Below are 19876 nucleotides of genomic sequence, written 5' to 3'. Positions count from 1 at the left end.
GGGACAGGGGCCGGCCGACAGTGGCTGTCTTGAGGATTGGACTTTTCGCACTGTCCTTAGTACACCGTCACCGTGGACCGTACCGATGCCGACCGACTGAAAGACCCGCGCGCACGGCAGCTGCTGCGGACCCTGATCGCGCGCCATATCCGCGACGGCGAGCCGGTCGGTTCGCAGACGCTGGCCCGGCATGCCGGCCTCGACGTCAGCGCGGCGACGATCCGCAACATCCTCGCCGACCTGGAGGACAGCGGCCTGTTGAGCACGCCGCACACCTCGGCCGGACGCGTGCCCACCGCGCAGGGCTATCGGGTGTTCGTCGATTCGCTGCTGCAGCTCAAGCCGTTGCCGGACAAGGAGGTGGCGCGGCTGCGCACCGAGCTGCCGGTCGGGATCGGCACCCAGTCGCTGCTCGGCAGCGCCTCGGAACTGGTGTCGGCGATGACGCACTTCGTCGGCGTGGTCAGCGTGCCGCGGCGCGAGCAGTTCGCGTTCCGCTACATCGACTTCGTCGCGGTCGACAGCCAGCGGGTGATGGCGATCCTGGTGTTCGCCGACAATGAGGTGCAGAACCGGCTGATCCAGACCCGCCGCAGCTACGAGCCGGGCGAGCTCGAGCGGGTGGCGAACTATCTCAATGCCCATTTCGCCGGCCGCTCGCTGGCCGACATCCGCGCCACCCTGGTGCAGGAGATGCGCACGGTGCGCAGCGAGATGGAGAACCTGCTGGCGCACACCGTCGAGCTGGCCGAGCAGGCGCTGGCGCCCGAGGGCGGCGAGGACATGGTGGTCGCCGGCCAGACCCGGCTGATGGGGCTGCAGGACCTGTCGGACCTGGATCGGCTGCGCGACCTGTTCGATGCGTTCACGCGCAAGCGCGAGATCCTGCAGCTGCTCGAACGCACGGCCGGCGCGCCCGGTGTGCGCATCTTCATCGGCGAGGAGACCGGCCTGGCCCCGCTCGAGGGCGTCTCGCTGGTTTCGGCGCCGTACGGCTCCTCGGGGCAGGTGCTGGGCGTGCTCGGCGTGATCGGGCCGACCCGCATGGCCTACGACCGGGTCATCCCGGTGGTGCAGGCCACGGCCGACGTGCTCGGCGCCGCGTTGGAATCCTCGCGCGGCAGCTGATTCCCCCCTTGGTCTTGTAGAGCGGAGCTTGCTCCGCTGCGCCGTCTCCGGAGCCTCCGCAGCGGAGCAAGCTCCGCTCTACGGGGGACGGAGACGGGTCGGCGCACCAGACCGCCGCCGGCGTCGCGAGCATCGTGTCCGCACGCGCGACGCGCGCCCTTGAATCCCGATCGTTCAACCCCATTGCTCCGCACTGCGGCGGCCGAACGACCGCCACGGAACGGGAAATGAGCAACCAACCGAACGAAAACGACGCCGGCGGGCACGCGCCGGAGGACCAGGCGCGGGACGCCGAGCAGGCAGAGATCGCGCTGCAGGACCGGATCGAGGCGCTGCAGGGCGAACTGGAGCAGCTGCGGGCGCAGGTGCTGCTCGAGCGCGCCGACCTGGAGAACCAGCGCAAGCGCCTGGCGCGCGACGTCGAGGCCGCCCGCCGTTTCGCCAACGAGCGCCTGCTGGGCGACCTGCTGCCGGTGTTCGACAGCCTGGAGGCGGGACTGGCGACCGCGCCCGAAGGCGACCCGCTGCGGGCCGGGGTCGAACTCACCCTGCGCCAGCTGCACAAGGTCGCCGAGGGCAACGGCCTGGTCGAGATCGCGCCGGCGATCGGCGAGGCCTTCGATCCGGAGCGGCACCAGGCGATGAGCGTGGTCGAGTCGCACGAGGTCGCGCCCGGCGCGATCGTGCAGCTGTTCCAGAAGGGCTACAAGCTGAACGAACGGCTGCTGCGCCCGGCTCTCGTGGTGGTCGCCAAGCACGACTGATGCCGGTGGGCGACGGCCGGTTTTCGTCGGCATCCGGCGCGCGGCAGGCTACCCGGCGGGTGCGGGTCACGGCCCGGCGCGGTGCCGCGGCGCTTGAAGCGGGCGGCGCAGCCCCCAGATAGCCCCAGTCGGCGGCTGGACCGCCAAGTCCATATCCAGAACCAGAAATTCCAGAGGGAACCACTCATGGCAAAGATCATCGGCATCGACCTCGGCACGACCAACTCGTGCGTGGCGATCATGGAAGGCGGCAAGACCCGGGTCATCGAGAACAGCGAGGGTGACCGCACCACGCCGTCGATCGTGGCCTACAGCAAGGACGGCGAGGTGCTGGTCGGCGCGTCCGCCAAGCGCCAGGCCGTGACCAACTCCGCCAACACCTTCTACGCGGTCAAGCGCCTGATCGGGCGCAAGTTCGACGACGCCGAGGTCCAGAAGGACATCGACCTGGTCTCCTACAAGATCGTCAAGCACGACAACGGCGACGCCTGGGTCGCGACCGCCGACGGCAAGAAGCTGTCGGCGCAGGAGATTTCCGCGCGCGTGCTCGAGAAGATGAAGAAGACCGCCGAGGACTACCTGGGCGAGAAGGTCACCGAGGCGGTGATCACCGTGCCGGCGTACTTCAACGACTCGCAGCGGCAGGCGACCAAGGACGCCGGCAAGATCGCCGGGCTCGAGGTCAAGCGCATCATCAACGAGCCGACGGCGGCGGCGCTGGCCTACGGCCTCGACAAGACCGGCGCCGATCGCAAGGTCGCCGTGTACGACCTCGGCGGCGGCACCTTCGACGTCTCGATCATCGAGATCGCGGAAGTGGACGGCGAGAAGCAGTTCGAGGTGCTGGCCACCAACGGCGACACCTTCCTCGGCGGCGAGGACTTCGACAAGCGCGTCATCGACTACCTGGTCGAGGAGTTCAACAAGGACCAGGGCATCGACCTGCGCAAGGATCCGCTGGCCCTGCAGCGCCTGAAAGACGCTGCCGAGCGCGCCAAGATCGAGCTGTCCAGCTCGCAGCAGACGGAGGTCAACCTGCCGTACGTGACCGCCGACGCTTCCGGGCCGAAGCACCTGAACATCAAGCTCACCCGCGCCAAGCTCGAGGCGCTGGTCGAGGACCTGGTGAAGAAGACCATCGAGCCGTGCCGCACCGCGCTCAACGATGCCGGCGTGCGCGCGTCCGAGATCGACGAGGTGATCCTGGTCGGCGGCCAGACCCGCATGCCGAAGGTGCAGCAGGCGGTGGGCGAGTTCTTCGGCAAGGAGCCGCGCAAGGACGTCAACCCTGACGAGGCCGTGGCGATCGGTGCGGCGATCCAGGGCGGCGTGCTGGCCGGCGACGTCAAGGACGTGCTGCTGCTCGACGTGACCCCGCTGAGCCTGGGCATCGAGACCCTGGGCGGCGTGTTCACCAAGATCATCGAGAAGAACACCACGATCCCGACCAAGGCGTCGCAGACCTTCAGCACCGCCGAGGACAACCAGTCCGCGGTGACGGTGCACGTGCTGCAGGGCGAGCGCGAGCAGGCCCGCTTCAACAAGTCGCTGGCCAAGTTCGACCTCACCGGGATCGATCCGGCGCCGCGCGGCATGCCGCAGGTGGAGGTGTCGTTCGACATCGACGCCAACGGCATCCTGCACGTGCACGCCAAGGACAAGAAGACCGGAAAGGAGCAGAAGGTCGAGATCAAGGCCGGCTCCGGCCTCTCGGACGACGAGATCCAGCGCATGGTGTCCGACGCCGAGGCGCACCGCGAGGAGGACAAGAAGTTCCAGGAACTGGTGCAGGCGCGCAACCAGGCCGACGCCCTGATCCACAGCGCGCGCAGTGCGATCAAGGACAACGGCGACAAGGTGCCGGGCGACGTGATCGGCCGTGCCGAGAGCGCGATCTCCGACCTGGAAACGGCGATGAAGGGCGACGAAAAGGCCCAGATCGAAGCCAGGACCAAGGCGCTGGAGGAAGCCGCGCAGTCGCTGTTCGCAGCGGCGGCCGCGGCCTCCGAGCAGGCGGCCGGCCCGGACGGAGGCGCCGGCGCCACGGGCGCGCAGCAGGGCGACGATGTGGTCGACGCCGAGTTCACCGAGGTCAAGGATGACGAAAAGAAGCCGTGAATCGGGAAATCGGGAATGGGGAATCGGAGGAGCGGGGCGTCTGCCCGGCTCCTTCGGTCTGCCCGGTTCCCGATTTTCGTATCAGAAAGAGCGCATGCGACAAGGCGCCCGCTTCTAGCGATTCCCCATTCCCGATTCCCGATTCCCGGCCATGAGCAAACGCGACTACTACGAAGTCCTGGGCGTGCCCCGGAACACCAGCGAGGAGGACCTGAAGAAGGCCTACCGCCGCTGCGCGATGAAGCACCATCCGGACCGCAATCCCGGCAACGTGGACTCCGAGGCGGCCTTCAAGGAATGCAAGGAGGCCTACGAAGTCCTGTCCGACGGCGGCAAGCGCCGCATGTACGACCAGTACGGGCACGCCGCCTTCGAGCACGGCATGGGCGGCGGCAATGCCGGCCCGGGCGGTGCCGGCTTCGCCGACATGGGCGACATCTTCGGCGACATCTTCGGCAACATCTTCGGCGGCGGCGCGACGCGTGGCGGGCCACGCCGCGGCGCGGACGTCGGCTACGTGCTGGAACTGGACCTCGAGGAGGCCGTGGCCGGCGTCGAGAAGCGCATCGAACTGCCGACCTTGGCGGCCTGCGGCGACTGCGCCGGGTCCGGTTCGGAGGACGGCCGCATCGATACCTGCGGCACCTGCCATGGGCGCGGCCAGGTGCGCATCCAGCGCGGCATCTTCACCATGCAGCAGGCCTGTCCGCATTGCGGCGGGCGCGGCCAGGTGATCAGCAACCCCTGCCGGACCTGCCGCGGCGCGGGTCGCGTCGAAGAGGAGAAGGTGCTGTCGGTGAAGATCCCCGCCGGGGTCGATTCCGGCGATCGCATCCGCCTGGCGGGCGAGGGCGAGGCCGGCCCCGGTGGCTCGCCGCCGGGCGACCTCTATGTCGAGGTGCGGGTGCGCCCGCACGAGTTCTTCGTGCGCGACGGCGACGACCTGCATTGCGAAGTGCCGATCCGCATCTCGCAGGCGGCGCTCGGCGACACGGTGCGCGTGCCGACGCTCGGCGGCGAGGCGGAGATCCGCGTTCCCGCCGAGACCCAGACCGGCAAGGTGTTCCGCCTGCGCGACAAGGGCGTGCGCTCGGTGCGCAGCCGCAAGCCCGGCGACCTGTTCTGCAAGGCGGTGGTCGAAACCCCGGTCAACCTCACCACCGAGCAACGCGAGTTGCTGCAGCAGTTCGAGGCGACCTTCGCCGGCGACGGCGCCGCGCGCCGCCACTCGCCGAAGTCCAGCACCTTCGTCGACGGCGTACGCGGCTTCTGGGAACGCATGACCTCCTGAGCCCGCACCGGCTCGCCCACGCCCCCGTAGAGCCGAGCTTGCTCGGCTGCACGGACTCCGGAGCCCAGGCAGCGGAGCAAGCTCCGCTCTACGGGCAGGAGTCGTTTGCGGCTTGTCGGGCCGGGCCACCGCCGGTAGCCTGCGCCAATGCCCGACGCTCCCGTCCGACTGTTGATCCACGGCGCCTCCGGTCGCATGGGCCGGGCGCTGCTGCGGCTGTGCGCCGGGCGCGACGACTGCCTTCCGGTCGCCGCGGTGTCGCGCACGGTCGGTCAGCGCGTGATCGACGGCGTGCCGCAGTTCGCCACCACCGAACTGCACGGCGTGCCGGCCTTCGATGTCGCGATCGACTTCAGCCTGCCCGAGGGCCTCGGGGCGATCCTCGCGCTGAGCATCGAACGCGGCGCCGGGTTCGTCTCCGGCACCACCGGGCTGGCGCAGGCGCAACAGGACGCGTTGGACGCGGCCGCGGAGCGGATCGCGGTGCTGCCGGCAGCCAACTTCAGCCTCGGCGTGGCGGTGCTGGAGGAACTGGTCGAGCGCGCCGCCGGCGCCCTCCACGGCTGGGATTGCGACATCGTCGAGGCCCACCACGTGCACAAGCAGGACGCGCCGTCGGGCACCGCGCTGGCGCTGGGCGCCTCGGCGCAGCGGGGCGGAGCCGAGGCGCGCTACGCCAGCCTGCGCGCCGGTGACATCGTCGGCGAGCACACGGTGCAGTTCAGCGGCATCGGCGAGCGCATCGAACTGATCCACCGCGCCGGCGACCGCGACATCTTCGCCCGCGGCGCGCTGGCCGCGGCGGTGCGCCTGCGCGGCCGCCCGGCGGGCCGATACCGGTTGCGGGATCTGCTGTTCGCCTAGGACGTATCGACATCCGCTTTTCATGCCCCGTTGTCCTTGCAGGAGGGGCTTCAGCCCCGACCCCGGGAAACGAACGGAGCGCGGGAAAAGGACCCACGCACGCAGCTTCCCGGCCGGCACCGCGCGCTCCCTGTTTCCTTGCCGCGATCTTCGGCAGGTCGGGGCTGAAGCCCCTCCTACAGAGGTAGACGGAGGGAGTGAATGTCGATCGGCGCTAGGGCCCATCCAGCGCCGCATCGAACCGCTCGACCGCCGCCTCGCCGCGCAGGTCGGCGATCAGGCGTCGGCACCGCTCCAGCAGTTCCGGCAGCTGCTGCTCCGACCCGAGCGATTCCAGGCGCACCGCCAGGCCATCGCCGGCGGGGCCCAGTATTGCGTTCAGCATGCGCGCCGCGCGCATGCGGCGCTCGCTCCAGTCCGGTTGTGCCGCTGCTCCCGGCCCCGGCCCGGATGCGGCTGCCAGGGCGCCGTCGGCGACGATCAGGCCCAGGGCCTCGAGCCGTCCGAGCATCCCCGCGAGCGCCGTGTCGTCGCCCATCTGCGGCGGCAACTCGGATACCCGGCGTTTGCCGTCCAGCAGGATCAGCAGCGTGCGGTGGCGGCCATCGAGCGTGCCGGAGCGGTGCGCGACCTCGCGCTGACCGGCCTCGGTCTTGGTGTAGACGGCATCCCGCTTCATCTTCTCCTCCCCTGGCCGGCCGAACCGTGGCCGATCCTGCAGGCACGCTAGCGCATCGGCCGCATCCGCGACATCCGACCATGGCATGAATCGAGCTTGCGTCGAACGCGGCCGGGCGTTCCCTTTTGCGGGGGGCATCGGTACAATTCCCGCTCGCCTGATGACCGCCGCCCGGACTGGATCGAAGCCACGTCCGCGGTTTCCTGCAGCCGCAGGTCGGCGGGGCAGGGTTTCTCCATACAAGGCGAGCGCCGTGACCCAACCCGCAATTCTGGCACTCGAGGACGGCACCGTCTTCGAGGGCATTTCCGCAGGCGCGCCCGGCCTTTCGGTCGGCGAGGTGGTGTTCAACACCGCGATGACCGGCTACCAGGAGATCCTCACCGACCCCTCCTACGCACGGCAGCTGGTCACCCTGACCTATCCGCACATCGGCAATACCGGCTGCACCGGCCAGGACGACGAAGCGCCGCAGGTCTGGGCCGCCGGCCTGATCGTGCGCGACGTGCCGCGCCGGCCCAGCAGCTGGCGCAGCGAACTGGCGCTGCCGGACTGGCTGCGCGAACGCGGCGTGCTCGCCATCGCCGATATCGACACCCGCAAGCTGACGCGCCTGCTGCGCGACCGCGGCGCCCAGAACGGCGCGCTGATGGCCGGCGAGATCGATGTCGACCACGCGATCGAGGCCGCACGCAAGTTCCCGGGCCTGAAGGGCATGGACCTGGCGAAGGAAGTGAGCACGCGCGAGCGCTACGTCTGGTCGGAAGGCGAGCTCGAGCTCGACAGCGGCGTGTTCGCGCGCGTCGGGCCGCGGTTCAAGGTGGTCGCCTGGGACTACGGCGTGAAGCGCAACATCCTGCGGATGCTCGCGGCGCGCGGCTGCGAGGTCACCGTGGTGCCGGCACAGACGCCGGCCGCCGAGGTGCTGGCGATGGCGCCGGACGGGGTGTTCCTGGCCAACGGCCCGGGCGACCCGGAACCCTGCGACTACGCGATCGCGGCGATCCGCACGTGCATCGAGCGCCGGATCCCGACCTTCGGGATCTGCCTGGGCCACCAGCTGCTCGGGCTGGCCGCCGGCGGCAGGACCGTGAAGATGAAGTTCGGCCACCACGGCGCCAACCATCCGGTCCAGGACCTCGATACCGGTCGGGTGATGATCACCTCGCAGAACCACGGCTTCGCCGTCGACGAGGCGAGCCTGCCGGCCAACGTCCGCGTCACCCACCGCTCGCTGTTCGACGGCAGCAACCAGGGCATCGAACTGACCGACGCGCCCGCGTTCAGTTTCCAGGGTCACCCGGAGGCGTCGCCGGGCCCGCACGACGTGGCGCCGCTGTTCGATCGTTTCGTTGCGCTGATGGAGGCGCGTTGACATGCCAAAGCGCAGCGACATCCGCACCATCCTGATCATCGGCGCCGGGCCGATCGTGATCGGCCAGGCCTGCGAGTTCGACTACTCCGGCGCGCAGGCCTGCAAGGCGCTGCGCGAGGAAGGTTTCCGGGTAGTGCTGGTGAACTCGAACCCGGCCACGATCATGACCGACCCGGAGATGGCCGACGCGGTCTACATCGAGCCGATCACCTGGCAGATGGTCGAGAAGATCATCGCCAAGGAGAAGCCCGACGCGCTGCTGCCGACCATGGGCGGGCAGACCGCGCTCAACTGCGCGCTCGACCTCGCCGACAACGGCGTGCTGGAGAAGTACGGCGTCGAGCTGATCGGTGCCTCGCGCGAGGCGATCCGCATGGCCGAGGACCGCGAGCTGTTCCGCGTGGCGATGGCGGAGATCGGCCTGGAATGCCCCAAGGCCGCGGTCGCCAGGAGCTTCGAGCAGGCGATGGAGATCCAGGCCGACGTCGGCTACCCGACGATCATCCGTCCCAGCTTCACCCTCGGCGGCAGCGGCGGCGGCATCGCCTACAACCGTGAGGAGTTCGAGGACATCGTCAAGGGCGGCCTCGAGCTTTCGCCCACCCACGAGGTGCTGATCGAGGAGTCGGTGCTGGGCTGGAAGGAGTTCGAGATGGAGGTCGTCCGCGACACCGCGGACAACTGCATCATCGTCTGCTCGATCGAGAACTTCGACCCGATGGGCGTGCACACCGGCGACTCGATCACCGTGGCCCCGGCGCAGACCCTGACCGACAAGGAATACCAGCGCCTGCGCGACGCTTCCGTCGCGGTGCTGCGCAAGATCGGCGTCGACACCGGCGGCTCCAACGTGCAGTTCGGGATCAACGCGCAGACCGGCCGGGTGGTCGTGATCGAGATGAACCCGCGCGTGTCGCGCTCCTCGGCGCTGGCGTCCAAGGCCACCGGTTTCCCGATCGCCAAGGTCGCCGCCAAGCTCGCCGTCGGCTACACCCTGGACGAGCTGCGCAACGAGATCACCGGCGGGCTCACCCCGGCCTCGTTCGAGCCGGCCATCGACTACGTGGTCACCAAGATCCCGCGCTTCGCGTTCGAGAAGTTCCCGCAGGCCGATGCGCGCCTGACCACGCAGATGAAGTCGGTCGGCGAGGTGATGGCGATCGGCCGCAGCTTCCAGGAGTCGCTGCAGAAGGCGCTGCGCGGACTGGAGACCGGCAAGGTGGGGCTGGACCCGACCGGGCTCGACCTCGACAGCGAGGAGGGCCTGACCGCGCTGCGGCGCGAGGTCAAGGAGCCGGGACCGGACCGGATGTTCCATCTCGCCGACGCCTTCCGCGCCGGCATGCGCGTGGAGGACGTGCACGCGCTGTCGTTCGTCGATCCCTGGTTCCTCGACCAGATCGAGGAACTGGTCGCCACCGAGCGCGAGATCGCGGACGACGGCCTGCGGGCGCTCGACGCCGCGCGCCTGCGCCGGCTCAAGCGCATGGGCTTCTCCGACGCCCGCCTGGCGCAGCTGACCGGCAGCGACGAGCACGCGGTGCGCGCGTTGCGCCGCGCGTTCGACATCCGTCCGGTGTACAAGCGCGTCGACTCCTGCGCGGCCGAGTTCGCCACCACCACCGCCTACCTGTACTCGACCTACGAGGACGAGTGCGAGGCGCAGCCGACCGACCGCGACAAGATCATGGTGCTCGGCGGCGGCCCGAACCGGATCGGGCAGGGCATCGAGTTCGACTACTGCTGCGTGCACGCGGCGCTGGCGCTGCGCGAAGACGGGTTCGAGACCATCATGGTCAACTGCAACCCGGAGACCGTCTCCACCGACTACGACACCTCCGATCGCCTGTACTTCGAACCGCTCACGCTCGAGGACGTGCTGGAGATCGTCGAGCTGGAGAAGCCCAAAGGCGTGATCGTGCAATACGGCGGGCAGACCCCGCTGAAGCTGGCGCGCGCGCTGGAGGCCGCCGGCGTGCCGATCATCGGCACCTCGCCGGATTCGATCGACCTGGCCGAGGACCGCGAGCGCTTCCAGCAACTGGTGCACAAGCTCCAGCTCGAGCAGCCGCCGAACCGCACCGCGCGCAACCCCGAGCAGGCGTTGCTGCTGGCGCGCGAGATCGGCTACCCGCTGGTGGTGCGCCCGAGCTACGTGCTCGGCGGCCGCGCGATGGAGGTGGTGCACGCCGACGTCGACCTGGAACGCTACATGCGCGAGGCGGTCAAGGTGTCGAACGATTCGCCGGTGCTGCTCGACCGTTTCCTCGACAACGCGGTCGAGGTCGACATCGACGTGATCGCCGACGCCGACGGCCAGGTGCTGATCGGCGGCGTGATGGAACACATCGAGGAGGCCGGCGTGCATTCGGGCGACTCGTCCTGCTCGCTGCCGCCGTACTCGCTGTCCGCCGCCACCCAGGCACGCCTGCGCGAGCAGGTGGTCGCGCTGGCGCGGGGGCTGAACGTGGTCGGGCTGATGAACACGCAGTTCGCGGTCCAGACCAACGGCGGCGAGGACCGGATCTTCCTGCTGGAGGTGAACCCGCGTGCCTCGCGCACGGTGCCGTTCGTGTCCAAGGCCACCGGCCTGCCGCTGGCCAAGATCGCGGCGCGTTGCATGGCCGGGCGCAGCCTGGCCGAGCAGGGCGTCACCGAGGAGATCGTGCCGGACTACTACGCGGTCAAGGAGGCGATCTTCCCGTTCGCCAAGTTCCAGGGCGTGGATCCGATCCTCGGCCCGGAGATGCGCTCGACCGGCGAGGTGATGGGCGTGGGCCGCAGCTTCGGCGCCGCCTTCGCGCGCGCGCAGGAGGCCGCGGGCATCCGCACCCCGCCGACCACGGGCAAGGTGTTCGTCTCGGTGCGCGACCCCGACAAGCCGCGGGTGCTGCCGGTGGCGCGTGACCTGATCGACCGCGGTTACACGCTGGTCGCCACCCGCGGCACGGCGCAGTGGCTGGATGAACACGGCATCGCCTGTGAGCGCATCAACAAGGTGATCGAGGGCCGGCCGCACATCGTCGACCTGATCAAGAACGGCGAGATCGCCTACATCGTCAACACCACCGAGGGCAAGCAGGCGATCGCCGACTCGTTCTCGATCCGGCGCGAGGCGCTGCAGCAGCGGGTCACCTACTCGACCACCATTGCCGGCGCCCGGGCATTGCTGCATTCTCTGGAATATCGCGGCAGCGGACCGGTCTGGTCGTTGCAGGAACTGCACGAAGAATTGAGGCAAAGATGAGAGCACCATTGACGGTTCAGGGCGCGCAGCGGTTGCGCGCCGAACTGGACGAACTGAAGTCGGTGAAGCGCCCTGCGGTGATCAGCGCGATCGCCGAGGCGCGCGCGCACGGCGACCTGAAGGAAAACGCCGAATACCATGCCGCGCGCGAGCAGCAGGGATTCATCGAAGGCCGGATCAAGCAGCTCGAGTCCGAGCTGTCGCACGCCCAGGTCATCGACGTGACGACACTGAATGCCGGCTCGAAGATCGTCTTCGGCGCCCGCGTGGAGCTCGAGGACGTCGAGTCGGAGCAGGGCGCTGCCGACCACATCCGGCGCTACCAGATCGTCGGCGACCTGGAAGCCGACATCAAGCAGGGCCTGATCGCGATCTCCTCGCCGGTCGCGCGCGCCCTCATCGGCAAGCACGAGGGCGACAGCGTCACCATCGAGGCGCCCGGCGGCACCCGCGAGTACGACATCGTCTCGGTCCGCTACGGCTAGGCCTGTCCGCGCATGGCGAGGAGCCCCGACCCGACCGGCTCGCGCTTTACCATTGCCGGGCGAGCGCTTTTTTGCCGCGGATCGACGCGGATGAACGCCGATCTGGCGAATCGAATGGGAACTTGCCCGCGCATGGTCCCGATGGGCTTTCTCCGCGCTCGTCCGCGTCAATCCGCGGCGAACGCTTTTCGCAATGCCTCGACGGCGACAGCGACACGGCTTGTCGTGCGAGAAGCCCGTGAAACCGTGAAATCGGCGTCATTCCCGAGGGGGCGCGCCTGATGGGCGCCGCGCGGGTCACCTTCCTGCTGCCCGCCGCCGAGCGATTCGGTGCACAGCGCCTGGACGACGCCGGCGCGCGCGCGCTGGGGCGGGCCGATCGCCTGCCGGCCGGGGAGGCGGGGTATCGCGCCCAGCTGCTGCGCCATTTCGAACTGCTGCCGCGGCGCTGGCCGATCGCCGCGCTGAGCCGGCAGATGGATGCCGGTGACGCCGCCGGCTCGGCCTGGTTGCGCGCGGATCCGGCTTACGTCCGCCCCGACATCAACGGCGCGCGCCTGCTCGCCTGCGGCGAGGCGCTGACGCTGGGCGATGCGGACGTCGCGGCACTGCTGCCGCCGCTGAAACCGCTGTTCGGCGATGCCGGTTTTCCGATTGACGCACCGGTGCCGACGCGCTGGTACCTGCGCCTGCCGCCGCAGGCCGACCTGCCGGAATTCACGGCACCCTCGGAGGCGCTCGGCGCCGACCTGTTCGAGCACCTGGCCGAAGGGTCCAGGGGCAGGCGCTGGCGCGCGCTGCTCAACGAGGCCCAGATCGTGCTGCACAACCACCCGTGGAACGCGCGCCGCATCGAGCACGGCCTGGCGCCGGTGAACTCGCTGTGGTTCTGGGGCGCCGGCCTGCTGCCGGACCACGTCCGCAGCGGCTTCGCCGCCGTCTCCGGCGACGACGAATCGCTGCGCGCGCTGGCCGCCGCCGCCGGGTTGCGCGTGCAGCCGCCGGAGGCGCGCTTCGCTGCGCCCGACGTCGACACCCTGATCGACCTGCGCCCGCTGCGCGACCTGAAGCTGTTCGCGCAGGCCTGGCTTGCGCCGGCGCTGGAGGCCGTGCAGGCGGGGCACCTGGCATCGCTGCGGCTGGACCTGGAGGACGGCGACGCCTTCCGCATCGCACGTGGCCAGCGCTGGCGCGTCTGGCGCCGCCCGCAGGCCGCCCTGGCGCGATGACGCCGACGCGCCGCATCCGCCGCCGCGATGTCGCCGCGGTCGCCGGCGACTGGCCCGGGCACGTGCCGCCGCTGCTGCGCCGCATCTACGCCGCCCGCGGCATCGTCGATGCCGTGCTCGCGCAGCCGCGGTTGTCGCGGCTGCTGCCGCCGGACACGCTGACCGGCATCGCCGACGCGGCGGCGTTGCTCGCCGATGCCGTCGCCGACGGCCGCCGGATCGTGGTGGTCGGTGATTTCGACTGCGACGGGGCTACCGCCTGTGCGGTGGCGGTGCGCGGCCTGCGCATGCTCGGCGCGCGCGACGTGGTGCCTGCGGTGCCGAATCGCGTGATCCACGGCTATGGCCTGTCGCCGGCGCTGGTCGACGAGCTCGCGGCGCTGGATCCGGAACTGCTGCTCACCGTCGACCACGGCATTGCCTGCCATGCCGGCGTGGCGGCGGCCAAGGCGCGTGGCTGGCGGGTGCTGGTCACCGACCACCACCTGCCGGGCGAGCGGCTGCCGCCGGCGGACGTGATCGTCAATCCGAACCTCGCCGGCGACGGCTTTCCCAGCAAGGCCCTGGCCGGCGTCGGCGTGATCTTCTACGTGCTGCTGGCGCTGCGCGGCCTGTTGCGGGCGCGCGGCGTGTTGACCGGCGCCGGCCCGGACCTGCGCACGCTGCTCGACCTGGTCGCGGTCGGCACCGTCGCCGACCTGGTGCCGCTGGACGCCAACAACCGTGCACTGGTCGCCGCCGGGCTGCAGCGCCTGCGCGCCGGGCAGGGCTGCCCGGGGCTGCGCGCGCTGATCGAGGTGTCGGGACGGCAGGCGGCGCGGCTGACCGCGGCCGACATCGGCTTCGCAGTCGCGCCGCGGGTGAATGCCGCCGGCCGGCTGCAGGACATGGCGCTCGGCATCGAGTGCCTGCTGTGCGAGGACGATGCAACTGCCATGGAGCTGGCGCGGCGGCTCGACGGCATCAACGCCGAACGTCGCGGGGTGCAGCAGGCGATGGTCGACGAGGCCGAAGCGGCGATCGCATCGCGCCTGCCGGTCGACCTCGCCGCCATGGCACCCGTGGTGCTGTGCCTGTTCGATCCGGACTGGCACCCGGGCGTGATCGGCCTGGTCGCCTCGAAGCTGAAGGAGCGCCTGCACCGGCCGGTGATTGCGTTCGCGCCGGTGGAGCCGGGCAGCGCCAGCCTGCGCGGTTCGGCGCGTTCGATCCCGGGCTTCCACATCCGCGATGCGCTGGCCGCGCTGGATGTCGCAAACCCGGGACTGATGGACAAGTTCGGCGGCCATGCGATGGCCGCCGGGCTCAGCCTCGATGCCGGGCGCTTCGCGGCCTTCGAGCATGCGTTCTGCGCCTACGCCGCGGCCTGCCTCGACGCCTCGGTGCTGGAAGCGGTGCTCGACAGCGACGGCGAGCTGCTGCCGCACGAGTTCGACCGCTTCCACGCCGAGGCGCTGCGCGATGGCGGCCCCTGGGGACAGGGGTTTCCGGAGCCGCTGTTCGACGGCGAATTCGAGGTGCTGGACTGGCGGATCGTCGGCGAGCGGCACCTGAAACTACGGCTGCGCGGCGCGGACCGGCGCGAGCCGCTCGGCGCGATCCAGTTCGGCGGCGTCGATGCGACCGGAGGCGAACCGCTGCAGCGCGTGCGCCTCGCCTATCGTCTTGCCACCGACGACTATCGCGGCGGGCAGGCGATCCAGCTGATCGTGGAGCATCGCGAGACGGCCGGCGCCTGACGGGTCGTTCCCGCCGGCACCGGCCGCATGGGCTCAACGGCCCTTGGCGATCATCCCCTCGATGCGCCTGGCGCGCGCTTCCGAACCGGGGTGGGAGGACATCAGCCCGCCCTCGCTGGAGAGCTTGCGGAACATGGTCACCATCGCGGCGGGATCGTACTGGTGCCGCATCATGAATCCATAGCCGTACTCGTCGGCGGCGCCTTCCTCCTTCTGCGAGAACTGCGCGTTGACCACGCCCTCGGCAAGTTCCCCGATCCGGCCCGATGCGAGCGCGCTCACCTGCGAACCACCTGCGACCGAGAGGCCTTCGCGCGCACTGGAGGAAAGCAGGGCGGTGCGCATCTTGCTCTTGGTGTGGCCCAGCTTGACGTGGCCGATCTCATGGCCGATCACGCCGCGGATTTCGTCGTCCGAGGCGACGTCCATCAGCCCCGAATACACCCGCACGCAGCCGTTGGCCATCGCCCAGGCGTTGACGTCGTCGGTCTTGTACACCTTGAAATCCAGCGACAGGCCGTCTTCGTTCGCCAGCCCATCGGTGATGCTCGCCAGGCGCACGGCGTCGGGATCGTCCTGCGTCGCCACCGGATTGCTCGCGTCCATGTGCGCACAAGCCTGTTCGGCCGAGGCGATGACTTCCTGGTCGGACAGCGTCAGCGCCCTGCCCGCCTTCAGTCCCGCACCCAGTTTCCCGCCCAGGTCGATGGCCGCTGCGGTACCAGCGGCGAACAGGCCGGCGAACAGGAGAAGGGAAGAGGCCGGGATGAAATGTATGCTCCGCATGAGATTGCTCCTTAGTGTTGGATAGAGGCCCGCCTGGATGCGACGGAACCGCGACGCATCATACCTGCAGGAGATGACCGGGCGGTGCGGATCCGTGCCGGGCGTTCCTGCGGATCCCGGATGCAGGGGTGGGCGCGGAATTGCTAGAATTCCGCGCTTATGCCCGAGGGCCAGGTGCCATGATCGAACTCAATCCCGTCCGCCAGCGCATCGCCGACCTGCAGGGCCGGCTGGAAGCGCTGAGGGGGTATCTTTGACTACGACGCCAAGCGTGAGCGTCTCGAAGAGGTAGAGCGCGAGCTCGAGGATCCCAATGTCTGGAACGATCCGGAACGCGCCCAGACCCTGGGCCGCGAACGCTCGTTGCTGGACAAGACCGTGAACGGCCTCAGCCAGCTGCGGGAGGGGCTGGCCGGTGCCGGCGAACTGCTCGACCTGGCCGAGTCCGAGGCCGACGAGGACACCGCGCGGGCGGTGGTCGACGACGTCGAGCGCTACGCCGACGGCGTCGACAAGCTCGAGTTCCAGCGGATGTTCTCCGGCAAGATGGATTCCGCCGCCGCCTTCGTCGACATCCAGGCCGGCGCCGGCGGCACCGAGGCGCAGGACTGGGCCGAGATACTGCTGCGCATGTACCTGCGCTGGGCCGAGTCGCGCGGCTGGAAGACCGAGCTGATGGAAGTCAGCGGCGGCGAGGTCGCGGGCATCAAGTCGGCCACGATCCGGGTCGAGGGCGACTTCGCCTACGGCTGGCTGAAGACCGAGACCGGCGTGCACCGGCTGGTGCGCAAGTCGCCGTTCGATTCCGACAACCGCCGCCATACCAGCTTCACTTCGGTGTTCGTCTCGCCCGAGGTCGACGACGACATCGACATCGACATCAATCCCGCCGACCTCAGGACCGACGTGTACCGCTCGTCCGGCGCCGGCGGCCAGCACGTCAACAAGACCGAATCGGCGGTGCGCATCACCCACCTGCCGAGCGGCATCGTGGTGGCCTGCCAGACCGGCCGCAGCCAGCACGCCAACCGCGACACCGCGATGAAGATGCTGGCGGCCAAGCTGTACGAGCTGGAAGTGCAGAAGCGCAACGCCGAGCGGGACGCGGTGGAGGCCACCAAGTCCGACATCGGCTGGGGCAGCCAGATCCGCAACTACGTGCTGGACCAGTCGCGGATCAAGGACCTGCGCACCGGCATCGAACGCAGCGATACCCAGAAGGTGCTCGACGGCGACCTGGACGAGTTCGTCGAGGCCAGCCTGAAGTCCGGCCTGGAAGCCGGCTCCAAACGCACCGACGCCGTGTAATCCTCCCCGTTCCTGGCCAAACGGGCGCGACGGGAGTCGCGACCCGGGTGCCACGGAATGCAGTCGCGACTTCCATCGCTCCCACAATCTTCGATCATTCCCATGTCCGATCACGCCTCCGCACCGCCTCCCGCCGACGACAACGCCCTGATCGCCGAGCGCCGCGGCAAACTCAAGGCCTTGCGCGGGCAGGGCGTGGCGTTTCCCAACGACTTCCGCCGCGCCGACCATGCCGGCGACCTGCAGGCCGAGTTCGCCGATGCGGAGCAGTGGACCGGAGAGGCGCTGGAGGCGACCGGGCGCCGCGTCGCGCTGGCGGGCCGCCTGTTGGCCAAGCGGGTGATGGGCAAGGCCGCCTTCGCCCAGATCCAGGACGTCAGCGGACGCATCCAGCTGTTCCTGCAGGCGGCGACGCTGGGCGATCGCTACGACGCGTTCAAGGGCTGGGACATCGGCGACATCGTCGCGGCCGAAGGCACGCTGATGCGCACCCGGACCGGCGAGCTGTCGATCAAGGTCGACGCCTTGCGGCTGCTGACCAAGTCGCTGCGGCCGCTGCCGGACAAGTGGCACGGGCTGGCGGACGTCGAGCAGCGCTACCGCCAGCGCTATGTGGACCTGATCGTCACCCCGGAGGCGCGCGAGGTGTTCGTCAAGCGCTCGCGCATCATCGCCGCGATCCGGCGCTGGCTGGACGCCCGCCGTTTCCTCGAGGTGGAGACGCCGATGATGCATTACATCGTCGGTGGCGCCGTCGCGCGCCCGTTCGTCACCCATCACAACGCCCTCGACCTGGAGCTGTACCTGCGGGTGGCGCCGGAGCTGTACCTCAAGCGCCTGGTGGTCGGCGGCTTCGAGCGCGTCTACGAGATCAACCGCAACTTCCGCAACGAGGGCGTGTCGACCCGGCACAACCCCGAGTTCACCATGCTCGAGCTCTACGAGGCCTATGTCGGCTACGACGAGGTGATGGACCTGACCGAGGCCATGATCCGCGACGTCGCCCGGGAGACCCTCGGCACCACCGCGCTGCGGTGGGAAGGCCATGCCATCGACCTGGCGCCGGCGTTCCGGCGCTGGAAGCTCGAGGAGGCGGTGCGCGAGCTCAATCCCGGCATTTCCGCGGCGGACTGCCGCGATCGCGATGTCCTGGCGCGGCATTGCGAGCAGCTGCGGATCCCGTTCATGCCGTCCTGGGGCTGGGGCAAGCTGCTGCTGGAGATCTTCGAGAAGACGGTCGAGGCAGGGCTGGTACAGCCGACCTTCATCACCCATTACCCGGTCGAGGTCTCGCCGCTGGCGCGCGAATCCGACACCGAAGCCGGCATCACCGATCGCTTCGAGCTGTTCGTGGGTGGCAAGGAACTGGCCAACGGCTTCTCGGAGCTGAACGACCCCGAGGACCAGGCGGCGCGTTTCCGGGCCCAGGTGGCCGCCAAGGCCGGCGGCGACGACGAGGCCATGCACTATGACGCCGACTACATCCGCGCGCTGGAAGTGGGGATGCCGCCGACCGGCGGCCTGGGCGTGGGGATCGACCGGTTGGTGATGCTGTTCACCGACTCGGCCTCGATCCGCGATGTATTGTTGTTCCCGTACATGCGCCCCGAGCCGGGCGAGCAGGGCAAAGTGTGACCCTGCCGGTCAGCTGCTGTCCCAACGGCGCGGTCATTTCCGTTCCCCCACGGAGGAACGCCCCGATTTCACGCGGACTTGTGAGGCACGGGACTTGCTTGCCACCCCTGAGACCGGCAACTATCCAGAACCGTCCGGGGGGATCGGTTCCGGCCAACGAGACTGCGATGTGAATATCGTCATCGTCGACGACCAGACATCCGCGCGCACCATGCTGCGGCACATCCTCGAGGACATCAGTCCCGAGCTCGCGGTTCTCGACTTCGGCGACCCGCAGGTGGCCCTGCAGTGGTGTCACGACAACCGCCCCGACCTGCTGTTGCTCGACTATCGGATGCCGGGCATCGACGGACTCGAATTCGCGCGTCGCTTCCGGCGTCCGCTGCTGCACCGCGACGTGCCGATCGTGCTGGTCACGGTGGTGGGCGACGAGCCGGTCCGGCAGGCGGCGCTCGACGCCGGCGTGATCGACTTCCTGGTCAAGCCGATCCGCCCGCGCGAACTGCGCGCGCGTTGCCGCAATCTGCTGCAGCTGCGCCAGCACTCGGAGTCGGTGAAGCAGCGCGCCTTGTCGCTGGAGCAGCGGTTGCTGTCGAGCATGCACGAGGTCGAGGAACGCGAGCGCGAGACCCTGACCCGCCTGGCGCGCGCCATTGCCTACCGCGACGCCGGCACCAGCGCCAACCTCGAGCGCGTGGCCCACATCGCCGGCCTGGTCGCCGACGAGATGGGATTGTTCGAGGACGAGGTGCGGATGATCGAGCTGGCCGCGCCGCTGCACGACATCGGCAAGATCGCCATTCCCGACGCCCTGCTGATGAAGTCCGGCCCGCTCAACGAGGAAGAGACCGCGCTGATGCGCAAGCATCCGCAGATCGGCTACGACCTGCTCAGCGGCAGCCAGAACCGTTTCATTCAGCTCAGCGCCACGATCGCGCTGCGCCACCAGGAGCGCTACGATGGCAGCGGCTATCCCGACGGCCTGGTCGGCGAGGCGATCCCGGTCGAGGCGCGGATCGTGGCGGTCGCCGACGTGTTCGACGCGCTGATTTCACTGCGTCCCTACAAGCGGGCCTGGACGATCGACGAGGCGCTGGACTACATCCGCGACAACAGCGGCAAGCTGTTCGACCCGCGCTGCGTCGATGCGCTGATGAAGAACAAGGACAAGCTGGAGGAGATTTCCCGCCGTTTCGATGGAACTTCCGCCCGTCAAGACCTGCAGTGA

General features: G+C 69.5%; 15 protein-coding genes. 13 read left to right on the top strand and 2 right to left on the bottom strand.

Annotated features, from left to right (window positions below):
- Positions 1–96 precede the first annotated feature (96 nt).
- The 5 genes from hrcA (at position 97) to AB5T46_RS05715 (ending at position 6165) form a co-directional block, all read left to right on the top strand.
- Complete coding sequence (gene hrcA, locus AB5T46_RS05735) at positions 97–1128, top strand: heat-inducible transcriptional repressor HrcA (protein WP_370563108.1); 1032 nt, start codon at positions 97–99, stop codon at positions 1126–1128.
- Between the two features lie 227 nt (positions 1129–1355).
- Positions 1356–1892 carry a nucleotide exchange factor GrpE gene (grpE, locus tag AB5T46_RS05730; protein ID WP_370562896.1) on the top strand — a complete coding sequence of 179 codons (537 nt, stop codon included), beginning with the start codon at positions 1356–1358 and terminating at the stop codon, positions 1890–1892.
- A gap of 186 nt (positions 1893–2078) precedes the next feature.
- The gene (gene dnaK / locus AB5T46_RS05725) at positions 2079–4010 is read left to right on the top strand and encodes a molecular chaperone DnaK (protein WP_370562895.1); all 1932 of its coding nucleotides are present in this window, start codon (positions 2079–2081) and stop codon (positions 4008–4010) included.
- Positions 4011–4161: 151 nt separating this feature from the next.
- Positions 4162–5301, top strand: coding sequence for a molecular chaperone DnaJ (gene dnaJ, locus AB5T46_RS05720; RefSeq protein ID WP_370562894.1), 1140 nt, complete (start codon positions 4162–4164; stop codon positions 5299–5301).
- Between the two features lie 147 nt (positions 5302–5448).
- Positions 5449–6165, top strand: a complete 717-nt coding sequence (locus AB5T46_RS05715; RefSeq protein ID WP_370562893.1) for a 4-hydroxy-tetrahydrodipicolinate reductase — start codon at positions 5449–5451, stop codon at positions 6163–6165.
- A gap of 214 nt (positions 6166–6379) precedes the next feature.
- Here the strand turns inward: AB5T46_RS05715 and AB5T46_RS05710 are convergent, their stop codons facing one another.
- Positions 6380–6844 (bottom strand): hypothetical protein, encoded by a 465-nt coding sequence (locus AB5T46_RS05710; RefSeq protein WP_370562892.1) that lies wholly within the window; start codon positions 6842–6844, stop codon positions 6380–6382.
- A 253-nt stretch (positions 6845–7097) separates the two neighbouring features.
- Between AB5T46_RS05710 and carA the strand changes: the two genes are divergently transcribed.
- From carA to recJ, 5 genes are all read left to right on the top strand, one after another.
- On the top strand, positions 7098–8219 hold the full coding sequence (gene carA / locus AB5T46_RS05705; RefSeq protein ID WP_370562891.1) for a glutamine-hydrolyzing carbamoyl-phosphate synthase small subunit: 1122 nt from the start codon (positions 7098–7100) through the stop codon (positions 8217–8219).
- 1 nt (position 8220) lies between these two features.
- Positions 8221–11466 (top strand): carbamoyl-phosphate synthase large subunit, encoded by a 3246-nt coding sequence (carB, locus tag AB5T46_RS05700; RefSeq protein ID WP_370562890.1) that lies wholly within the window; start codon positions 8221–8223, stop codon positions 11464–11466.
- Positions 11463–11951, top strand: coding sequence for a transcription elongation factor GreA (greA, locus tag AB5T46_RS05695; RefSeq protein WP_370562889.1), 489 nt, complete (start codon positions 11463–11465; stop codon positions 11949–11951). The genes carB and greA overlap by 4 nt, the downstream gene beginning before the upstream one ends.
- Before the next feature lie 281 nt (positions 11952–12232).
- The gene (locus AB5T46_RS05690) at positions 12233–13180 is read left to right on the top strand and encodes a phosphoglycerate mutase (RefSeq protein ID WP_370562888.1); all 948 of its coding nucleotides are present in this window, start codon (positions 12233–12235) and stop codon (positions 13178–13180) included.
- Positions 13177–14919 carry a single-stranded-DNA-specific exonuclease RecJ gene (gene recJ / locus AB5T46_RS05685; protein ID WP_370562887.1) on the top strand — a complete coding sequence of 581 codons (1743 nt, stop codon included), beginning with the start codon at positions 13177–13179 and terminating at the stop codon, positions 14917–14919. The genes AB5T46_RS05690 and recJ overlap by 4 nt, the downstream gene beginning before the upstream one ends.
- A 33-nt stretch (positions 14920–14952) precedes the next feature.
- On the opposite strand, the gene AB5T46_RS05680 is transcribed toward recJ, so the two are convergent.
- Positions 14953–15705: a M48 family metallopeptidase gene (locus AB5T46_RS05680; protein ID WP_370562886.1), complete on the bottom strand. Its 753-nt coding sequence runs from the start codon at positions 15703–15705 to the stop codon at positions 14953–14955.
- A gap of 179 nt (positions 15706–15884) precedes the next feature.
- On the opposite strand from AB5T46_RS05680, the gene prfB reads away from it, so the two are divergent.
- From prfB to AB5T46_RS05665, 3 genes are all read left to right on the top strand, one after another.
- A protein-coding gene (gene prfB / locus AB5T46_RS05675) for a peptide chain release factor 2 (protein WP_370562884.1) occupies positions 15885–17013 on the top strand; the annotation gives its coding sequence in 2 pieces (ribosomal slippage) (positions 15885–15959 and positions 15961–17013; 1128 coding nt in all).
- 102 nt (positions 17014–17115) lie between these two features.
- Complete coding sequence (gene lysS / locus AB5T46_RS05670) at positions 17116–18648, top strand: lysine--tRNA ligase (protein ID WP_370562883.1); 1533 nt, start codon at positions 17116–17118, stop codon at positions 18646–18648.
- A gap of 94 nt (positions 18649–18742) precedes the next feature.
- Positions 18743–19876 carry an HD domain-containing phosphohydrolase gene (locus AB5T46_RS05665; RefSeq protein WP_370562882.1) on the top strand — a complete coding sequence of 378 codons (1134 nt, stop codon included), beginning with the start codon at positions 18743–18745 and terminating at the stop codon, positions 19874–19876.

It is taken from the genome of Luteimonas salinilitoris (assembly GCF_041300785.1).
In the GTDB taxonomy this organism is placed as follows: domain Bacteria; phylum Pseudomonadota; class Gammaproteobacteria; order Xanthomonadales; family Xanthomonadaceae; genus Luteimonas; species Luteimonas salinilitoris.
The sequence above is the reverse complement of the archived record's forward strand: the minus strand, read 5'-3'. Positions and strand labels throughout refer to the sequence as shown.